A 17,631-nucleotide genomic window follows, 5' to 3' on the forward strand; every position below is an offset into this window, starting at 1 on the left:
GCACGGCCACCTTCCGATCCTCTTTACATAGAGCTTACTTAAATACCTTGCCTGTCGCGATGTATCGCGTTAGCGTCAGGGCCTGCTTCCGTCGGCCTAAGCTCTCCGTTGGCACGGATCGCACCATTTGACCGCATCTGACACAACTCTGGGAGTACCCCTATGCCAGGCGCCATCTATGCCGAAGGCCTGGTCAAGACGTTCGGCGACGTACGAGCACTGGACGGCGTCGATCTCGATGTCCCCGAAGGCACGGTCCTGGGTCTGCTCGGCCCCAACGGAGCGGGCAAGACCACCGCGGTCCGTGTGCTGACCACCCTGCTCCAGCCCGACAGCGGCAAGGCCGTCGTCGCCGGCATCGACGTGCTCAAGCACCCCAACGAGGTACGCAGGAACATCGGCCTCTCCGGCCAGTTCGCCGCGGTCGACGAGTATCTGACGGGCCGCGAGAACCTTCAGATGGTCGGCCAGCTCTACCAGCAGAGCGCCCGCGCCGCGAAGGCACGGGCCGTCGAACTCCTCGACCGCTTCAACCTCACCGACGCCGCCGACCGCACCACCAAGACGTACTCCGGCGGTATGCGCAGGCGCCTCGACCTCGCGGCGGCGCTCGTCGTCTCCCCGCCGGTGATGTTCATGGACGAGCCGACGACCGGCCTCGACCCGCGCAACCGCCAGCAGTTGTGGGGAATCATCGAGGAACTGGTCGCGGGCGGTACGACGTTGCTGCTCACCACCCAGTATCTGGAAGAGGCCGACCACCTCGCCCACGACATCTGCGTCATCGACCACGGCAGGGTCATCGCGCGCGGCACCGCCGACGAACTCAAGGCCCGCACGGGCGGCGAGCGCGTCGAGGTCGTCGTCCACGAACGCGAGCAGATCGCCCCGACCCACGACGTGCTGGCCGGCTTCGGCAAGGGCGAGGTGATGGTCGCCCAGCACACCCGCAAGCTCACCGTCCCGGTCACCGGCGGAGCGAAACTGCTCGCCGAGATCATCAGGGAACTCGACGCCCGCGGCGTCGAGATCGACGACATCGGCCTGCGCCGCCCCACCCTCGACGACGTCTTCATCTCGCTCACCGGCCACGCGGCCGAGGAGGGCCGGGGGAACGGCGACGGCACGGCGGACGGCACGACGCCGGGCAGGACACCGGACAAGGCACCCGGCGCGACACCGGACACGGCGACACAGGGCACGGCCCCGGAGGACGCGGCGCTTGGCGCCAACGCGGCGGAGCCGTCCGACACCACCGAGACGATCACGGACCCGAAGGAGAGCGCCAAGTGAGCGCCGTAACCGAGGCCTCGCCCAAGGCCCTCGCGCCGCGCCCGCGCGGCGGCATCGTCCAGTCCGTCCGCGACTCGCTCGTGGTGGCCAAGCGCAATCTGATCCGGATGGTGCGCATCCCGGAGATGATCATCTTCGGGCTGATCCAGCCCATCATGTTCGTGGTGCTCTTCACCTACGTCTTCGGCGGCTCCATCAACATTCCCGGCGCCCCCGCCGGCAGTGCCCAGGCCTACCGCGAGTTCCTGATGGCGGGCATCTTCGCGCAGACCGTCACCTTCGCCACGGCGGGCGCGGGCGCCGGCATCGCCGACGACATGCACAAGGGGCTCATCGACCGGTTCCGCTCACTGCCCATGGCGCGCGGCGCGGTCCTCACCGGACGTACGCTCGCCGACCTCGTACAGACCGCCCTGACGCTCGTCGTCCTCGCGGCCGTCGCCCTGATCATCGGCTGGCGCACACACGAGAACATCGGCAGTGTGCTCGCCGGATTCGGGCTGCTGCTCTTCCTCGGGTACGCGTTCTCCTGGATCGGCGCGCTGATCGGGCTCATCGTCCGTACGCCGGAGGCCGCCACGTCCGGCGGGCTGATCTGGCTGTTCCCGCTGACCTTCATCTCCAACGCCTTCGTGCCGGTCAACGGCATGCCCGCGTTCCTTCAGCACGTCGCGGAGTGGAATCCGTTCAGCGCGACCGTGCAGGCGGCGCGTGAGCTGTTCGGCAACACGATCCCGGGCCGGGAGGCCTCGGTGACCGGCGCCTGGCCGATGGAGCATCCGGTCTGGGCCTCGCTGATCTGGTCCGTCCTGATCATCGTGGTGTTCCGCACGCTGGCGGTACGGCGCTACCGCTCGGCCACCGCGTAACGACCCGCATCGCCGGACCGGCCGCCGATGCGGCCCGTCCGGCGATCGAGGAGTGACCGGGGTCCGCTCAGCCCTGATACGGCTTCGCGGCCAGGATCTTCACCGCGGCCTTCTTGCCGTTCGGCAGCTCGTACTCCGCGTCATCGCCGACCTTCTTGCCGTTCACACCCGCGCCGAGCGGCGACTGCGGTGAGTACGTCTCGATGTCGCTGCTCGCGTACTCGCGGGAGGCCATGAGGAACGTGAGGGTGTCGTCCACGTCGCCGTCGAACGCGATCGTCACGACCATGCCCGGCTCGACGATCCCGTCGTCGGCCGGAGCCTCGCCCACCTTCGCGTTCTGCAGGAGCTGGGTGAGCTGGCGCACCCGCAGTTCCTGCTTGCCCTGCTCCTCCTTGGCCGCGTGGTACCCGCCGTTCTCCTTCAGGTCCCCCTCCTCGCGGGCGGCCTCGATCTTCTGGGCGATCTCGACGCGCGCGGCACCAGACAGGTAGTCCAGCTCGGCCTTGAGCTGGTTGTACGACGCCTGGGTGAGCCAGGTGACGTTCTCGCTGGTCTGGGTCACAGGTGCTCCTCGTAGGTACTGGGAATACAAAGCAACGCCCTACTCAGAAGGATGTGCCTTCTCGGGTGGGCGAAACCACGAGCCTAACAATTCCGTGGCGTCAGGACAGGACGAAAGGCATCAGAATTACATCGTCGCAGGTCAGCGACGTGAACCGGGAGGGATGCCGGGGAGGGTCAGATCCGGAAAGGGCATGGGCGGACGTGAACCACGCCTGTCAGCCGCCGTCGGCCGTACAGCCGACCAGCTCCGCGCTCGTCGCGCTCGCGGTCGTACGGACGGTGACGACCCGGTCGATCCGCGTCTCGGGACCGTCGAAGCGGACGTCCTTGCGGCCCACCTCGGCACCGTCCTCGGCGCGCGAACGGAGCGTGCACGTGCCGGCCGCGTCCTTGTCCTTGCGGACCTCGAGATGCACCTCGACCGCGGTGGCCGATACCCGCTTGAATTTGATGAGCTCGCCCGAGACACTCTGGCCTGCCACATAGTCGTAACCGAACCAGCCGACGAGCGCGAGCAGGCCGACGCCGAGCACCGAGCCGACGATCTTGAGCTTGCGGTCCGCACGCTCGTCCGACGAGCGGCCGTAGCGGCCCTCGGGAAGAACCGGTGGGCGTACCGCCGTCATGATCATTCCTCTCCGGAATTTTCCGTCCCTCGATTCCGTCACTATAGAAGCCGCCCGATGCGACAAATCACTGAGGACCGAGTCTTGACTGACCAGCTGCGATTGATGGCCGTGCACGCCCACCCCGACGACGAGTCGAGCAAGGGCGCGGCCACCATGGCCAAGTACGTATCCGAGGGGGTGGACGTGCTGGTCGTGACCTGCACGGGAGGCGAGCGCGGCTCGATCCTCAACCCCAAGCTCCAGGGGGACACCTATATCGAGGAGCACATCCACGAGGTGCGCAAGAAGGAGATGGACGAGGCTCGGGAGATCCTCGGCATCAGACAGGCGTGGCTCGGATACGTGGACTCGGGCCTGCCCGAGGGCGACCCCCTGCCGCCGCTCCCCGAGGGCTGCTTCGCCCTGGAGGACGTCGACGCGGCGGCCGGCCGGCTCGTGCGGATGATCCGCGAGCAGCGCCCGCAGGTCGTCACGACGTACGACGAGAACGGCGGCTATCCGCACCCCGACCACATCATGACCCACAAGATCTCGATGGTGGCCTTCGAGGCGGCGGCCGACGCGGAGAAGTACCCCGAGGCCGAGTTCGGGCCGGTGTGGCAGCCGCGGAAGCTCTACTTCAACCAGGGCTTCAACCGCCCCCGTACGGTCGCGCTGCACGAGGCCCTGCTGGCGCGCGGGCTCGAATCCCCCTACGGCGAATGGCTGGAGCGGTGGAAGGAGTTCGCGCGTGAGGAGCGGACACTGACCACGCACGTGCCGTGCGCCGACTTCTACGAGATCCGCGACAAGGCGCTCATCGCGCACGCCACACAGATCGACCCCGACGGCGGCTGGTTCCGCGTTCCGATGGACATCCAGCGGGAGGTCTGGCCGACGGAGGAGTACGAGCTGGTGAAGTCGCTCGTCGATACCTCCCTCCCCGAGGACGACCTCTTCGCGGGCATCCGCGACAATGCCTGATATGTATGCGACCCAGGCAGTGACGCAGCTCGTCCCGCTCGCGAAGGAGCTGGACGAGAACAAGGTGACGCCCGGCGTCCTCGGCTTCGTCGTCTTCGCCGTGATGGCGTGCGCCGTATGGCTCTTGATGAAGTCGATGAACCGCCACATGGGCAAGGTCGACTTCGAGGAGAAGCCGGCCGACGGGGCGGAGGCGCCCGCGGCGACGGTGGGCGAGCGGCAGACGACGTAAGGCTCGGGCGCCTTCACGGGTACGTGCCTTTGCGGGCAGGCGCTTGGCGGGTAGGTGCCTTCGCGGGTGCGCGCCTTCATGGGTACGTGCCTTCATGGATGCGCGCCTTTGCGGGTCGTGCCGTCCTCGTGGCACGCGTTCTCGTGGCGCGCGCCCCGGTGGCACGTGCCTTCGTGCTCCCGCCGGCCGCCCTCCGGGGCACGCGGTCAGCGGGAGTGTTCGGCTTCCCCGACGAGGGTGGCGCCGGGGGCGGCCACCCACGGCGCCGTGCGGCCCGTACGAGACGGCGACCGGCCCGCCCGCCGACGTGGCGATGCGGGTGGTCGCGGATTCAGGCCCCGACCGGCTCCACCGGTACGCCCATCACCTCGCGCGCGTGCCGGCTCGGCACCATCCCGAGACGCCACGCCTGCCAGCCGTCCTCCAGCGCGACGCCGCGCTCCAGCATCACCGCGAACGTCTCCGCGCACTCCTCCACCTTGCCGTCGCGTGACGGGTGTCGCGCGGCCACCAGCTCGGCCAGCTCCTGCTCCGCCACCACGGACCCGACCTCGACGCCGCCCGCCGAGCCGTAGGGCAGCAGCGTGCAGCGCAGGAAACGGGCCCAGTCGGCGCCGCGATGGTCGCCGTACGAGGTGAACAGCGCCGTCGCCTCGTCGCACAGGGCCAGCGCCTGGGCCGCCTTGCTGTTGCCCGCGTCGATGATCGCCAGCTCCAGACAGGTCCAGGCCTCGCCGTGCGCGACGCCGATCCGGCGGAAGTCCGCGCGGGCGTCGACGAGCAGTTGCCGCGCGAAGCCGGAATTGCGCAGATTGCCGGTCTGGGCGGCCCGCTGGTCGCGGGTGACCCGGCCCGAGTGGTGCCGGGCGCAGGCCAGCCCGTACACGTCGCGCATCCGGGAGAACATCGAGCGCGCCCGCTCCAGTTCGCGTACGGCCTGGGCGGCGTCCCCGCACTCCTCCAGCGCCTGGCCCAGGTAGTACAGGGTCCACGCCTCGCCGCGCGCGTCCTCGTTGTCCCGGTGTCTGGCCAGGGCCTGGCGGAACTGGTCGGCCGCCGACTCCGGTTCACTGTCCACCAGCCGGGCGCGGGCCAGCTGGGTCAGCGCCCAGGCCTCCCCGCGGCCGTCGCGGGTGCGGCCGTACAGATCCATCGCCTGGCTCAACTCCCGCTCGGCACGCGGGACATCACCCATCCGCAGACAGACCTGCCCGAGCTGGAAGTGCGTCCACGCCTCGCCGTGCAGCGACTCGCCCTCACGGTGCAGGACGAGCGCCGTCGACAGCAGCACGAGGGCCTCGGTGAGATTCGCGCGGTCGCGTTCGACGGCCGCCAGCGCGTGCATCGTCCAGGCGCGGTCGGCGCCGAGCTCGGCCGGGGCCTGGAGATCGAGCGCCTCGCGCAGCTTCGCCGACGCCTCGGTGAGATTGCCCTGGTGGTGCAGCGTGATGCCCAGCGAGCAGAGCGCGCGGGCGACGCCCGCGTCGTGGTGCGCCTCGCGGTAGAGGTCGACCACGGACGTCAGGGTCGTCTTTGCCTTGTCCAGCTCGCCGAGCTGCCGGGCCGCGATACCGGTACGCCACTGCACCGAGCGGGCCAGCAGCCCCTGGTCGACAGCCTGCGTCAACTCGCTGATCTCACCGAGCCGGTAGAGGTCCCCGCGCAGCAGGCAGTAGTCGCAGAGCGCGCCCAGCAGGCTCAGCACGGCCGCCTGGTTGACACCCTCCGCGTGCCGCAGCGCGGCGGTGATGAAGCTCGACTCGTCGTCCAGCCAGCGCAGCGCGGCGTCGAGCGAGGAGAAGCCGTGCCCGCCGAACTGGTCGGCGCGCGTGGACGTCTTGCCGTCGACCAGCCGGATCACCGAGTCGGCCAGCTCCGAGTAGTTCTGGATCAGCCGTTCCTGCGCGGCCGTACGGTCGGTGGCCTCCTCCTCGTCCTGCAGCCGGGCGAGCGCGAAGTTCCGTACGACGTCGTGGAGTCGGTAGCGGCTGGCGCGTACGTGGTCGATCAGGCCCGCGCGGGACAGCACGGTCAGCAGCCGCTCGGCCTCCTGCTCGTCCGTGGCGAGCAGCGCGGCGGCGGCAGCGGCGCCGAGCGAGGCACGCCCGGCCAGCGCGAGACGCCGCAGCAGCCGGCGCGCCTGGTCGCTCTGGTCGGTGTAGCGCAGCCACATCGCCCGCTCGGCCGGGTCGACCGGGCCGTACGCCTCCAGGTCCGTGGCCAGCCGCTGCGACGTACGCGAACCGAGCGAGGAGCCCGCTATACGCAGCGCCAGCGGCAGACCGCCGCACAACTCGCCGATCCTGTCGATGGTCTGGGCGTCGTAGGGCCCGCCCACCGGCTCCTCCCCGGCGGCCCGCAGCAACTCCTCGCAGCCCGCGCCGTCCAGCGCCTCCACCGGCAGCTGGTGCACCCACGCCGGGGTGTCGGGCGCCAGCTCGACGGGCTGACGGGTCGTCACCAGCACCAGACTGTCGGAGCGTTCGGGGACCAGAGTGCGGATCTGCTCCGCGTCGGAGGCGTCGTCGAGCACGATCGTGACCGGCAGACCGGTCAGATGCTGGTGGTACAGCTCGCTCAGCCGCCGTACCTGCTGTTCGGGCGACGACCGCTCACGGAACAGCAGTTGCTCGCGGGGCGCGCCGAGCCGGTTCAGCAAATGCAGCAGCGCGTCCCTGGTCGACAGCGGCGCCTCTCCCGCGTCGCCGCCCCGCAGGTCCACGACGCACGCTCCGCGGAACTGGTCCCTGAGCTGGTGCGTCGCCCGCACGGCGAGCGTGGTCCGGCCGGAGCCCGGCGCGCCGTACAGCACGACGACGGTCGGCTTGGTCTCCGTCGACGCGCGGGCCGCGTGCACCCAGCGCGCGATCTGGCCTATCGCCTCCCGCCGGCCCGCGAACGGACCGTGGGACGAGGGGAGATGGCCGAAGGACTGCTCAAGGACGCTGCGTCTGCGCGCGGCGGCGCTGCGGTCGGATCCGCGCAACTGCGGTACGACGGTGGGCTTCTTGGTCGTACGCCGGGTCGCCTGGGTCAGGACGCGCTGCTGGTCCAGGTACGGGCGGATACCGCGTACCTCCAGCGCCGTCAGCCACTGAAGCCGCGACTGCTCGACGTCACGTGCCCGGCCCGCTGCCCCGGCACGTCCGGCCGGACGCCCCGCCGAGGCCACCTTGGCGACGCCCGTCGCCGTACCGACGACCGCGACGATCACGCCCGTGCCGACGGCCGTGCCGGTACCGGTGCCGAGCCCGACATCGGCGGCGACGGCGGAGGCGGCGGCAACGCCCGCCACCAGCAGGGGTGTTCGCAGCGCGCCCCCGCCCAGCCGCTCGCCCAGGGTCCGCCGCTCGGCGTCGGACTGGTCGAGCGCCGCCTCGTACAGCGCGTACTCGTCCTTGGCGGACTCCGCGATGGTCTCCAACGCGCCCCGCCCGCGCGCCAGAAGGACATTCCCGTCGATCCGCCCGCCCGCGCGCCGCACCTCTTCCTCGACGGCGCGTACCAACAGCCTCTCGGCCTCGCCCCGATGGCTGTCCCGCATATGTTTCCCCCTCCGAGAGCATCCGGTGCTTCGGCGTGCCCCGCGCCAGTGTGCTGCGTGGGGCACGCGAGCGCGAGGCGGCCTGCCGGGCCCGCGGCGGCCGATGTCGCCGCTCCGCGCCGGGCGCCTGCGCGCGACTGATGCGTACGTGTGCCCGTACGTCTTGCCCGCGCGGGGCCCCTGTTACGCCCGCGGCGGAAAGAGCGGCGTCGGCGGTCCGCCGCGTGGCCCGGGGGAGGGGCCCCGGCTTAGGCTCGGGACGGCGGGCGTCCGTGCCACGGTGCCGGTCCACAGCTGACGGAGGAAACCATGAGTGAAGGCGTCCTGCGTGCCGTTCCCGGTCCGGACCGGGACGACAGGTCCGGCGACAAGCCCGGTGGCAACGGGCCCGAGCCGCTGATGCGGGATCTCGTGGGGGCCGCGCTGCGGAGGGCGCGGCTGCGTCAGGGGCGGACGTTGCGCGACGTCGCCGATCAGGCGCAGGTCTCGCTGCCGTATCTGTCGGAGATCGAGCGCGGGCGCAAGGAGCCGTCGTCCGAGGTGCTGGCGGCCGTCTGCCGTGCGCTCGGGCTGCGCCTCGCGGACCTGGTGGGCGCCCTGCACATCGACCTCATCTCGACGACGACGGTGACGGTCTCCGTCACGGCCAGGTCCCCGGCCACGGCGCACTGGGGGCACCCGCGCCGCGACACCGGCCGCCGGGGCGGGCGCGGCGGGCACGTCATGGGCGGACTGCTCGCGGCGTAGGGCTTCGCGCGGTGTAGGACGTCGCACGGCGTAGCACTTCGCGCGGCGTCGGACGTCGCGCGTACGGTGCGGGGCCCGGACCCCCGTGCCGGGCCCCGCACCGTACGCGGCTCAGCGCCCGCGTTCCGCCAGTTCGCGGGTCGTGATCACACCGTCCACCAGGCCGTACTCCTTCGCCTGCGCCGACGTGAAGTACTTGTCCCGGTCGGTGTCCTCCCGCAGCCGCTCCACGCTCTGGCCCGTGTGGTGCGACAGGATGGACTCGATCTCGGCCCTCGTCCGCAGCACCTCCGCCGCCTGGATCTCCAGGTCCGCCGCCTCGCCCTGCCCCTGGGTGGACGGCTGGTGAAGCAGCACCCGTGAGTGCTGGAGCGCCGTCCGCTTGCCGGGCGCACCCGCCGCGAGGAGTACGGCGGCGCCCGAGCCCGCCTGGCCGAGACAGACGGTCGCGACGTCCGCCCGGACGAACTGCATCGTGTCGTAGATCGCGGTCAGCCCGGTGGCCGCGCCGCCGGGGGAGTTGATGTAGAGGTGGATGTCCAGGTCGCTGCTCTCGTGGTCGAGATGGAGCATCTGCGCCATGATCACGTTCGCGACGCCGTCGTCGATCGACGTGCCGAGGAAGATGATCCGCTCGGAGAGCAGCCGGCTGAAGACGTCGTAGGAGCGTTCGCCGTTCGGAGTCCGCTCGACGACCACGGGGACGGTGTACTGCCCGCTCATACCGCCGCCCCCTCGCCCGTCGCGGCGCCCGCCGTTTCGAAGCCGAAGCCGAAGCCGCTCGCCGCGTCCCCGCCCAGCTCCGCCACGCTCCGCACGATGCGGTCCACGAAGCCGTACTCCTTCGCCTGCTCCGCCGTGAACCACCGGTCCCGCCGCTGGTCGGCCGCGACCGTCTCCAGGCTCTGGCCGCAGTGCTCCGCGATCAGCTTCTGCATGGTCAGCTTGGTGTACGCGAGGTTCTCGGCCTGTACGGCGATGTCGGCCGCCGTTCCGGCGATCCCGCCGGACGGCTGGTGCATCATGATCCGCGCGTTCGGCAGGGCGTAGCGCTTGCCGGGCGCGCCCGCGCAGAGCAGGAACTGGCCCATGCTGGCCGCGAAGCCCATCGCCAGCGTGGCGACATCGTTCGGGATGAACCGCATGGTGTCGTAGACGGCCATCCCGGCGAGGACGGAACCACCCGGGCTGTTCACGATCAGGACGATGTCGCTCCTGGGGTCCTCCTGCGACAGGAGCAGCAGTTGGGCGCAGATCCTGTTGGCGATTCCGTCGTCCACCTGTTCGCCGAGCACCACGATCCTGCCGTGCTGCAGGCGCCCGGCGATCTGGTCGTCGAACGGCACCGCGCCGGACTCGGCCCGCGCCGTCGTCGTGCGCCGTGGAACGGTCGAGAGCATGTTTCCTCCATGACCCGGCCCCCCACGGCGGGCGCTCGCCCACCTCGGCCGGTCCACTCCACCCTGCGGACCCGGCGCCGGCGGAAGCGAGGGATTCTGCCGTGCGGAGATCTCCTGTCGGCAGAGCTGCGGGGCCGGGGCTAAAGGCCAACCGGTAACTTGCTGCACCGTCTTACGCATCGCGCGTAGATGTGCAATCTTGTCTGCATGACCGGCAGCACCGCACGCACGAGCCTCAACTGACGCTCAGTCAGGGTGAGTTGGGGATTCGTGCGGATGGGCGCAACCGGCGATGCTACGCGCGTAGTTGACCTCCCCGCCCCCACCGAAGAGGAAATTACAGTGAACAAGACCCTCAGAAGCACCGCGATCGGCGCCGCCGCCCTCGCCCTGGCGTTCTTCTCGTCCCCCGCGCTCGCCCAGGCCGCCCCCGCCGACGCCAAGGCTCCCGCCGGAGTGCTCGCCAAGCTGAGCCACGGCACCGCCGCCGCCCAGCTCAGCAGCGCCGGCATCGGCATCAGCTCCAGCGGTGGCTGTACGAACCGCAACAACCCGACCTGTACCTCCCTCGACCAGGTCAACTCCGCCACCATCCAGGGCGCGATCACCCTGAAGAACGCCAGCGGCTGCGGCCTGACCGTCACCGGCGGCACCGAGACCGGCCACGCCTCGGGCACCTACAGCCACTGGAACGGCTACAAGCTCGACTTCTCCATGACGAGCTGCCTGACCAACTACGTCACCCGCACGTTCACCTCCATCGGCGGCAGCAAGTGGCAGTCGGGCGCCGGCAACATCTACTACAACGAGGTCAACCACTGGGACGTGACCTTCTACAACTGCGGCGGCTGCTGACCCCTCCCGCCCCCGACGTACGGAACCCCGCAGGGTGCTCCCTCGACACGGGGGCGAGGGAGCACCCGGCGAGGCCCACGCGTGCGGTGCCCATGTGGAAGGGTCACTGCTCGGGGCGCTGGACGGGTCGGCCGAGCTGCCAGACCTCCCAGCCCGCCGCGACCCAGACATCCGGGTCGACGGCAGTACGGACATCGACAAGGACCTTGTTCCGAACGGCTTCTCCTGCGGACGAGGGGAACTTGGTGTCCTTGGTGAACTGCGGCCATTCGGTGGCCAGTACGACAATGTCGGCTCCCTCAAGGGCCGTCGCCGCGTCATCCGCGTACGTGTAATGCGGCCGCAGGTTCCGGGCGGCATCAGTGGACTCGGGATCGTAGATGACGGCGCGAGCACCGGCATCGTGCAGTCGTCCCGCCAGTCGGAGCGCCGGTGAGTTACGCACATCGCTCGTGCCCGCTTTGAACGATGCCCCCAGGACGGCGATGCGGGCACCGTCAACCGGGCTCCCGAGCGCGCGTTCGACGAGGGCGATGGCAGCGTCCATTCGGGAGTGATTGACTCCCTCGACAGCCTGGAGCAGGGCGTGGGCGTGGGTGGCCCCCAGATCCCCCACTCGCCAGGTGAACGCGCCGGTGTCCTTCGGTAGACAGCCCCCGCCGTAGCCGATACCGGGGCGCATTCCGCCATGCCCGATCCGGGGGTCGATGCCGAGACCGTATGCGACCGTGCTCACGTCCGCGCCGACGATCTCGCACACCTCAGCCATGGCGTTGATGTAGGAGATCTTCGTGGCGAGGAACGCGTTGGCGGCGGACTTCAGCACCTCTGCGGTCGGCGGGTCGGTGACGATCAGTGTCACATCGTTCCGGGCCAGGATCGGTGCGTAGACCTCCTCAATGGCTTTCTGCGCCTCGGGTGAGGTGAGACCGGCGACGATACGGTCCGGGTACAGGGTGTCCTCGACGGCGTGACCTTCGCGTAGAAACTCGGGGTTCCACACCAGCTCGACACCGTCAGGGGCCTGGGCCGCGACGATCTCTTGGAGACGGGCGACGGTGCCGACCGTCACCGTGGACTTTCCCACGATCGTGCACGGCCGCTTCAGCAGAGGGGCCAGCGAACTCACCGATCCGACAACCTGTTCCACGTCGTAGCCGCGCCCGTCCTCGCGAAGCGGCGTACCGACCGCGAGGAAGTGGAGGTCGGCCCACTCGGCGGCTTCCGCCAAATCGCTCGTGAAGCGAAGCCGACCGGTGGGAACGTGCTTGGCCAGCAGCTCATCTAACCCCTTCTCGTAGAAGGCGCCACGTCCGCTTCGCAGTACCCGGCATGTCTCCGGGTTCAGTTCGACTCCGACAACTTCGTGCCCGAGTTCCGCCATGGCAGCGGCATGGGGAGCGCCGAGATGGCCGCAGCCGATCACCGAAACGCGCATTGCTGTTCTGTCCTTTGGTTCGTGGGGCGCACTTGCCCGTGCGCGCCACGACGCTACAGCGCCACGAACTCCGCCTCACCCAGACGCTGTTACTCGCTCATACGTTCAAGAGTTCACGCAGACGCTTCAGGGCCGGAATCGCCTCCTGGCGAACCACGACATCGCCCTCCCGCGCGCTTCGATCTTCCGAGTCGTCCACGCCCACACGCTCGCCAAGTCCGGCTTGCGGCAGGCGGCCCTCGCGGAGGCGCGGCAGGCGCGCGTCCTGCTGGATGCCGGTCCTGGTGACGAAGTGCCCTTCTGGGCTCTGGCTTGGGGGCCGCCAGCGGCGTCCGTCCACTCGCGCACCGCGAAGGTGTACGAGACGCTTGGCGACCACCGGGCAGCAGCCGAGCAGTACGCCCGCGCAGCCTCCAGCCGTCCTGCGGGAACCTACGCGCGGATCGTGGCGCTCGACCTCGTCGCCGGTGCCGAGATGCAACTCAAGCGCGGCAACATCGAGCAGGCCTGCGCCACTTGGGGCCGGGCAATGGACCACATGGACGGCGTGCGCTCCGCCCGTACCCGCAAGGCGGTCACCGCGATGCGCACGGACCTCGCACGCTTCCGCACGCGCGGCGTGCGCTGCGCGACCGAACTCGACGCACGGGCCATCGACTTCCTGGCAAGAACCTGATGCTTCGTATGGAACGCATCGGGATGGGGCCGGTTCGCGCGTTCTCCCGGGGCGGACGGGATCCGTAACCCAGAAGCGCTGTCAGGCAGTTCCCAGGTCAACGGTGACGGAGAAGGGCGCGGCGGCCTTGATCACGCCGGTGAACATCCCGCCGTCCCTGTAGGCCTTGGTGGCAGGGTCGAGAACATAGGTGCCGATGATGGGGACACCGGTGGCGGCCCGTTCAATGCGCCAGTAGAAGGCGATGCCGGCCTTGGCGTACTGGTCCACCTTCACGATCCGGTCGGTGGTCTCCGAGCCGGGCGATACGACCTCGACGACCAGGAGCACATGTTCGGGGCGAGTGGGCGTGAGGTCGATGGCGTCCGCTCGGTAGACGACGACGTCCGGACGGCGGTTGGTGAGCGGAACGTCCTGTAGGCGGACATCGAAGCCGGTGTCGGCGTTCCAGTCCGGGCCTGCGGCGGCGTCCAGGGCATTGGCCAGGATCCGGGCCAGTCGGCTGGGCCGCTTGCACGCGCTCGGGCTAACGGCGACAAGCCCGTCCACGATCTCGATGCCGGCACACTGCTCCTCGGACCAGGAGTCGTACGGTTCCGCGCTGAGCTGCGTATGCATCCACGCGGGCGCCACCATCTCGGCGGTCATGGTGTACCTCCTTCGTGAAGCGTGCGTCAGCCTCCGTACTCGCGCAGCAGCTCGATCATGTTGCGGAGCATCGGGATCGCCGCGTCGCCGGCCTTGTCCTTGTCGTTGAAGTGCATCAGCTCGTTGCGGACCTCGCGCAGTGCGTTGAGGCGGTCCTTGAAGGCCTTGCGGTCCAGCGGCCAGCCCAGCCTGTCCCACTGCCGCTGATTGCTCAGGACCTGCTGGTAGTCACCATAGGACAGCTGGTCGAGGGAAGTGAGCTTGCGGATTCCCTCCGGGTCACAGAGAGCGATCACTTCCACGAGATCGAGTCCTTCTGAGATGACCCGGCGCAGTTGCCGGTCGAGGACGCCGATGAGCAGGAACGGCCGGGCAGTGGCGCCGTATTCGGCGGCCACATCGGCGACGGTGATGATTCCGGCGATCCGATTCGTCTGGTCCTTGACGAGGAGGAAGCCGAACTGTTCGAGAAAGGGCAGGACGTCGATCAGGTGATCGGCGTAGCTGACGGCGTGAGCTTTGACGATGGCTCGCGAGAAGGGGGCATCAGCGTCCGTGTGGCGAGCCAGCGCGATGGATTCCCAGGTGACGGCCCCTTGGAGGTTGCGAGGTCCGTTCAGCACCGGTAGCTGTGAGTACTGGTTGAGTCGCATTCTGGTGAACGCCTCCTCGAAGCTCGCCGAGGAGGTCACCGATTCCACGCCCCTCAGTGCCGAGGGCAGGTTGCCGACCGTCTGCCCCTGGATCGGCTCGACCTCGTCGTCTTCCGCTTCCTTGCCGGAGGTGACGGGCCCCGGCGCGCCGGTCATCCTCATCTCCTCCTGTTCCGTCGCCGCCTCTTGTTCCGCCCCTGCCCCCAGCTCGGACGTCGTCTCCTGCTCGTCCTCGGTGTCCGCGGACGGTCCGGTCAGGGCGACCCGGTCGTCGAGCCCCACGGCCGCGAAGTCCGGCACGCTGGACAGGCCGTGGTTGGCCAGCTCGGCCGAGACCTGGGCGGTGGCCAGGTAACCGCGCCGGGACAGCCCCCACATGTCCAGCAGATCCCGGACAGTGAGGGTGATCGGAGTGCCTGCGTCCGCTTGCTTCCGGGCGACCTTCAACCAGGTGTGCCGGGCGGCGGATCCCTCCGACACCAAGCCGCCGGAGGGCGGCTGCTCCGCCACCGTGTCCAGCAGCTTCTGTCGCAGAACGTCCAGCAGAGTGCCGTCGTCAAGTGCCCAGGCGGTCCAGCCGTCGAAGGGACCTCGTCCCGAGGCTGCGGCGGCTGCCGTGGAGGGGGACTTGAACCGTCGGCCATCGCTTAGCTCGATTCTGGCGTCCCCGGTCACCAGGGCGGTGTGCGCCATCCCCGATCGCTTACGCCGGAAGGTGAGCCGTGTCCCCATGGCCAGCAGCCCGGCGTCGAGCAGGTCGGAAAGCCTTACCCGCCGTCCCTCGATCAGATAGGACGCCCGCCCGGGAGGTTCCTCCGCTCCGTCGCCCATCGTGTAATCCGTCACCGAAGTCTCCCCCTCGAAACCGTTCCCACCCCGGAAGGATCCGATCATCACAGAGATCCTCCTGTGCCACCGAGGATTTGGGGCGGTCCGCTCCGAGCGGGCCCGGGTCGGCGCGGCTGAGCCACCGACAGGTTCCGTCGCCGTCGTGAGCGAGGATGGTCGTATGTCGAACCGCCTCGCTGACGCCACGTCCCCGTATCTGCTCCAGCACGCAGACAATCCTGTCGACTGGTGGCCCTGGGCGCCGGAAGCCTTCGCGGAGGCCCGGCGCCGGGATGTGCCCGTTCTGCTGTCCGTCGGGTACTCCGCCTGCCACTGGTGCCATGTCATGGCCCACGAGTCCTTCGAGGACGAGGCGACGGCGGCGTACCTCAACGCGCACTTCGTCAGCGTCAAGGTCGACCGCGAGGAGCGGCCCGACGTCGACGCCGTGTACATGGAGGCCGTGCAGGCGGCGACCGGGCAGGGCGGGTGGCCCATGACGGTCTTCCTCAACGCGGAGGGGGAGCCGTTCTACTTCGGTACGTACTTCCCGCCCGCGCCCCGCAACGGCATGCCGTCCTTCCGGCAGGTACTCGAAGGCGTCAACTCCGCCTGGACCGACCGGCGTGAGGAGGTCGGCGCGGTCGCCGGACGGATCGTGGCGGAGCTCGCGGGGCGGTCGCTCGCGCACGGGGGCGGGGGCACGCCCGGCGAGGAGGAGTCGGCCCGGGCGCTGCTCGGGCTGACGCGGGACTACGACGAGAAGTACGGCGGGTTCGGCGGCGCGCCCAAGTTCCCGGCGAGCATGGTCGTGGAGTTCCTGCTCCGCCACCACGCGCGTACGGGGGCCGAGGGCGCGCTCCAGATGGCGTCCGACACGTGCGAGGCGATGGCGCGCGGCGGCATCTACGACCAGCTCGGCGGTGGGTTCGCCCGCTACTCGGTGGACCGCGAGTGGGTGGTCCCGCACTTCGAGAAGATGCTCTACGACAACGCCCTGCTCTGCCGCACCTACGCGCGGCTGTGGCGCGCCACCGGATCCGACCTGGCGCGCCGCGTGGCGCTGGAGACCGCCGACTTCATGGTGCGTGAACTGCGCACCGCCGAGGGCGGGTTCGCCTCCGCGCTCGACGCGGACAGCGACGACGGGACAGGGAAGCACGTCGAGGGCGCGTACTACGCCTGGACGCCCGCGCAGCTCAGCGACGTACTCGGCGAGGCGGACGCGGAGTTCGCCGCCCGCTACTACGGCGTGACCGAGGAAGGCACCTTCGAGGAGGGGGCCTCCGTCCTCCAACTCCCGCAGGGCGAAGGGGTGGTGGATGCCGCCCGGGTCGAGTCCGTACGGCAGCGGCTGCTCGCGGCCCGTGACACCCGGCCGCGCCCGGAGCGGGACGACAAGATCGTCGCCGCCTGGAACGGCCTCGCGATCGCCGCGCTCGCCGAGACCGGCGCCTACTTCGAACGGCCGGATCTCGTCGAACGGGCTACCGAGGCCGCGGACCTGCTGGTGCGGGTGCACATGGATGAGACGGCACGCCTGGCCCGTACGTCGAAGGACGGTCGCGTCGGCGCCAACGCCGGTGTGCTGGAGGACTACGGCGACGTCGCCGAGGGCTTCCTGGCGCTGGCCGCGGTGAGCGGCGAGGGCGTGTGGCTGGACTTCGCCGGATTCCTGCTCGACACCGTCCTGGCTCAGTTCACCGGCGAGGGCGGCGCGCTGTACGACACGGCCCACGACGCCGAGCCGCTGATCCGCAGGCCCCAGGACCCGACCGACAACGCCACACCGTCGGGGTGGACCTCGGCCGCCGGGGCGCTGCTCTCGTACGCCGCCCACACCGGTTCCGCGGCCCACCGCACCGCCGCCGAGGGCGCTCTCGGCGTCGTCAAGGCGCTCGGTCCGCGCGCGCCGCGCTTCATCGGCTGGGGGCTCGCCGTCGCCGAGGCACTGCTCGACGGTCCCCGCGAGGTCGCCGTGGTGGGGCCGCGCGGCGACGCGGCGACCGCCGAGCTGCACCGTACGGCGCTGCTCGGGACGGCGCCCGGAGCCGTTGTCGCGGTCGGCGAGCCGACCGGTCAAGAGGCACCCGGTGAAGCGGAGTTCCCCCTGCTCGCGGGGCGACCGCTGGTGGCGGGGCGGGCCGCCGCGTACGTCTGCCGCGCCTTCGTCTGCTCCGCCCCCACGACCGAAGTGGACGTCCTGAAGCAGGAGTTGACCGTACGCGTGTAGCAACGGCCCCCCGCAAGCACAGTTCCGGCCCGCTGTGAAGCATGCAAAATCGGACT

16 protein-coding genes are annotated in these 17,631 nt (G+C 70.0%); 8 read left to right on the forward strand and 8 right to left on the reverse strand.

What is annotated here, in order from left to right:
* Positions 1-162 precede the first annotated feature (162 nt).
* Both P3L51_RS06770 and P3L51_RS06775 read left to right on the forward strand, forming a co-directional pair.
* The gene (locus tag P3L51_RS06770) at positions 163-1,293 is read left to right on the forward strand and encodes an ATP-binding cassette domain-containing protein (RefSeq protein WP_354604145.1); all 1,131 of its coding nucleotides are present in this window, start codon (positions 163-165) and stop codon (positions 1,291-1,293) included.
* The gene (locus P3L51_RS06775; RefSeq protein ID WP_354604146.1) at positions 1,290-2,162 is read left to right on the forward strand and encodes an ABC transporter permease; all 873 of its coding nucleotides are present in this window, start codon (positions 1,290-1,292) and stop codon (positions 2,160-2,162) included. The genes P3L51_RS06770 and P3L51_RS06775 overlap by 4 nt, the downstream gene beginning before the upstream one ends.
* Before the next feature lie 67 nt (positions 2,163-2,229).
* Here P3L51_RS06775 and greA read toward each other — a convergent pair whose 3' ends face one another.
* Both greA and P3L51_RS06785 read right to left on the reverse strand, forming a co-directional pair.
* Positions 2,230-2,727 carry a transcription elongation factor GreA gene (gene greA, locus P3L51_RS06780; RefSeq protein ID WP_354604147.1) on the reverse strand — a complete coding sequence of 166 codons (498 nt, stop codon included), beginning with the start codon at positions 2,725-2,727 and terminating at the stop codon, positions 2,230-2,232.
* A 217-nt stretch (positions 2,728-2,944) separates the two neighbouring features.
* Positions 2,945-3,355, reverse strand: a complete 411-nt coding sequence (locus P3L51_RS06785; RefSeq protein ID WP_354604148.1) for a DUF4307 domain-containing protein — start codon at positions 3,353-3,355, stop codon at positions 2,945-2,947.
* An 84-nt stretch (positions 3,356-3,439) separates the two neighbouring features.
* Here P3L51_RS06785 and mca point away from each other — a divergent pair, with 84 nt between their 5' ends.
* The gene (gene mca, locus P3L51_RS06790) at positions 3,440-4,321 is read left to right on the forward strand and encodes a mycothiol conjugate amidase Mca (protein WP_354604149.1); all 882 of its coding nucleotides are present in this window, start codon (positions 3,440-3,442) and stop codon (positions 4,319-4,321) included.
* A gap of 1 nt (position 4,322) precedes the next feature.
* Positions 4,323-4,553: a hypothetical protein gene (locus P3L51_RS06795; RefSeq protein ID WP_354604150.1), complete on the forward strand. Its 231-nt coding sequence runs from the start codon at positions 4,323-4,325 to the stop codon at positions 4,551-4,553.
* Positions 4,554-4,884: 331 nt separating this feature from the next.
* On the opposite strand, the gene P3L51_RS06800 is transcribed toward P3L51_RS06795, so the two are convergent.
* Positions 4,885-8,097: a tetratricopeptide repeat protein gene (locus P3L51_RS06800; RefSeq protein WP_354604151.1), complete on the reverse strand. Its 3,213-nt coding sequence runs from the start codon at positions 8,095-8,097 to the stop codon at positions 4,885-4,887.
* 309 nt (positions 8,098-8,406) lie between these two features.
* Between P3L51_RS06800 and P3L51_RS06805 the strand changes: the two genes are divergently transcribed.
* Positions 8,407-8,844: a helix-turn-helix domain-containing protein gene (locus P3L51_RS06805; protein ID WP_354604152.1), complete on the forward strand. Its 438-nt coding sequence runs from the start codon at positions 8,407-8,409 to the stop codon at positions 8,842-8,844.
* 111 nt (positions 8,845-8,955) lie between these two features.
* Here the strand turns inward: P3L51_RS06805 and P3L51_RS06810 are convergent, their stop codons facing one another.
* A complete protein-coding gene (locus P3L51_RS06810; RefSeq protein WP_354604153.1) occupies positions 8,956-9,567 on the reverse strand; it encodes an ATP-dependent Clp protease proteolytic subunit in 612 nt (203 codons plus the stop codon).
* Complete coding sequence (locus tag P3L51_RS06815; RefSeq protein ID WP_354604154.1) at positions 9,564-10,244, reverse strand: ClpP family protease; 681 nt, start codon at positions 10,242-10,244, stop codon at positions 9,564-9,566. Before P3L51_RS06815 ends, P3L51_RS06810 begins: the two co-directional genes overlap by 4 nt.
* A gap of 336 nt (positions 10,245-10,580) precedes the next feature.
* Between P3L51_RS06815 and P3L51_RS06820 the strand changes: the two genes are divergently transcribed.
* Positions 10,581-11,099: a hypothetical protein gene (locus tag P3L51_RS06820; RefSeq protein WP_435594394.1), complete on the forward strand. Its 519-nt coding sequence runs from the start codon at positions 10,581-10,583 to the stop codon at positions 11,097-11,099.
* Positions 11,100-11,202: 103 nt separating this feature from the next.
* Here P3L51_RS06820 and P3L51_RS06825 read toward each other — a convergent pair whose 3' ends face one another.
* A complete protein-coding gene (locus tag P3L51_RS06825) occupies positions 11,203-12,537 on the reverse strand; it encodes a UDP-glucose dehydrogenase family protein (RefSeq protein WP_354604155.1) in 1,335 nt (444 codons plus the stop codon).
* Between P3L51_RS06825 and P3L51_RS36095 the strand changes: the two genes are divergently transcribed.
* Positions 12,482-13,213 carry an NsdA family TPR-like regulatory protein gene (locus P3L51_RS36095; RefSeq protein WP_494338537.1) on the forward strand — a complete coding sequence of 244 codons (732 nt, stop codon included), beginning with the start codon at positions 12,482-12,484 and terminating at the stop codon, positions 13,211-13,213. The two genes, P3L51_RS06825 and P3L51_RS36095, sit on opposite strands and share 56 nt — an antisense overlap.
* 81 nt (positions 13,214-13,294) lie before the next feature.
* Here the strand turns inward: P3L51_RS36095 and P3L51_RS06835 are convergent, their stop codons facing one another.
* Together P3L51_RS06835 and P3L51_RS06840 are read right to left on the reverse strand one after the other, a co-directional pair.
* Complete coding sequence (locus P3L51_RS06835) at positions 13,295-13,861, reverse strand: Uma2 family endonuclease (RefSeq protein WP_354604157.1); 567 nt, start codon at positions 13,859-13,861, stop codon at positions 13,295-13,297.
* Between the two features lie 26 nt (positions 13,862-13,887).
* Entirely contained in the window at positions 13,888-15,360 is a 1,473-nt protein-coding gene (locus P3L51_RS06840; RefSeq protein ID WP_354604158.1) for a restriction system modified-DNA reader domain-containing protein, read from the reverse strand.
* Between the two features lie 163 nt (positions 15,361-15,523).
* Between P3L51_RS06840 and P3L51_RS06845 the strand changes: the two genes are divergently transcribed.
* Positions 15,524-17,575 carry a thioredoxin domain-containing protein gene (locus P3L51_RS06845; RefSeq protein WP_354604159.1) on the forward strand — a complete coding sequence of 684 codons (2,052 nt, stop codon included), beginning with the start codon at positions 15,524-15,526 and terminating at the stop codon, positions 17,573-17,575.
* Positions 17,576-17,631 lie beyond the last annotated feature (56 nt).

The sequence above is a fragment of the Streptomyces panacea genome (assembly GCF_040560175.1).
Taxonomy (GTDB): Bacteria; Actinomycetota; Actinomycetes; order Streptomycetales; family Streptomycetaceae; genus Streptomyces; species Streptomyces panacea.

Excerpts from the sequence above, each read along its gene's own strand:
- P3L51_RS06835 (WP_354604157.1), bottom strand. The coding sequence starts at position 13,861 with ATGACCGCCGAGATGGTGGCGCCCGCGTGGATGCATACGCAGCTCAGC.
- P3L51_RS06795 (WP_354604150.1), top strand. The coding sequence starts at position 4,323 with ATGTATGCGACCCAGGCAGTGACGCAGCTCGTCCCGCTCGCGAAGGAG.
- P3L51_RS06770 (WP_354604145.1), top strand. The coding sequence starts at position 163 with ATGCCAGGCGCCATCTATGCCGAAGGCCTGGTCAAGACGTTCGGCGAC.
- P3L51_RS06815 (WP_354604154.1), bottom strand. The coding sequence starts at position 10,244 with ATGCTCTCGACCGTTCCACGGCGCACGACGACGGCGCGGGCCGAGTCC.
- P3L51_RS06785 (WP_354604148.1), bottom strand. The coding sequence starts at position 3,355 with ATGACGGCGGTACGCCCACCGGTTCTTCCCGAGGGCCGCTACGGCCGC.
- P3L51_RS06805 (WP_354604152.1), top strand. The coding sequence starts at position 8,407 with ATGAGTGAAGGCGTCCTGCGTGCCGTTCCCGGTCCGGACCGGGACGAC.
- P3L51_RS06825 (WP_354604155.1), bottom strand. The coding sequence starts at position 12,537 with ATGCGCGTTTCGGTGATCGGCTGCGGCCATCTCGGCGCTCCCCATGCC.
- P3L51_RS06810 (WP_354604153.1), bottom strand. The coding sequence starts at position 9,567 with ATGAGCGGGCAGTACACCGTCCCCGTGGTCGTCGAGCGGACTCCGAAC.
- P3L51_RS06845 (WP_354604159.1), top strand. The coding sequence starts at position 15,524 with ATGTCGAACCGCCTCGCTGACGCCACGTCCCCGTATCTGCTCCAGCAC.
- P3L51_RS06800 (WP_354604151.1), bottom strand. The coding sequence starts at position 8,097 with ATGCGGGACAGCCATCGGGGCGAGGCCGAGAGGCTGTTGGTACGCGCC.
- P3L51_RS36095 (WP_494338537.1), top strand. The coding sequence starts at position 12,482 with ATGGCAGCGGCATGGGGAGCGCCGAGATGGCCGCAGCCGATCACCGAA.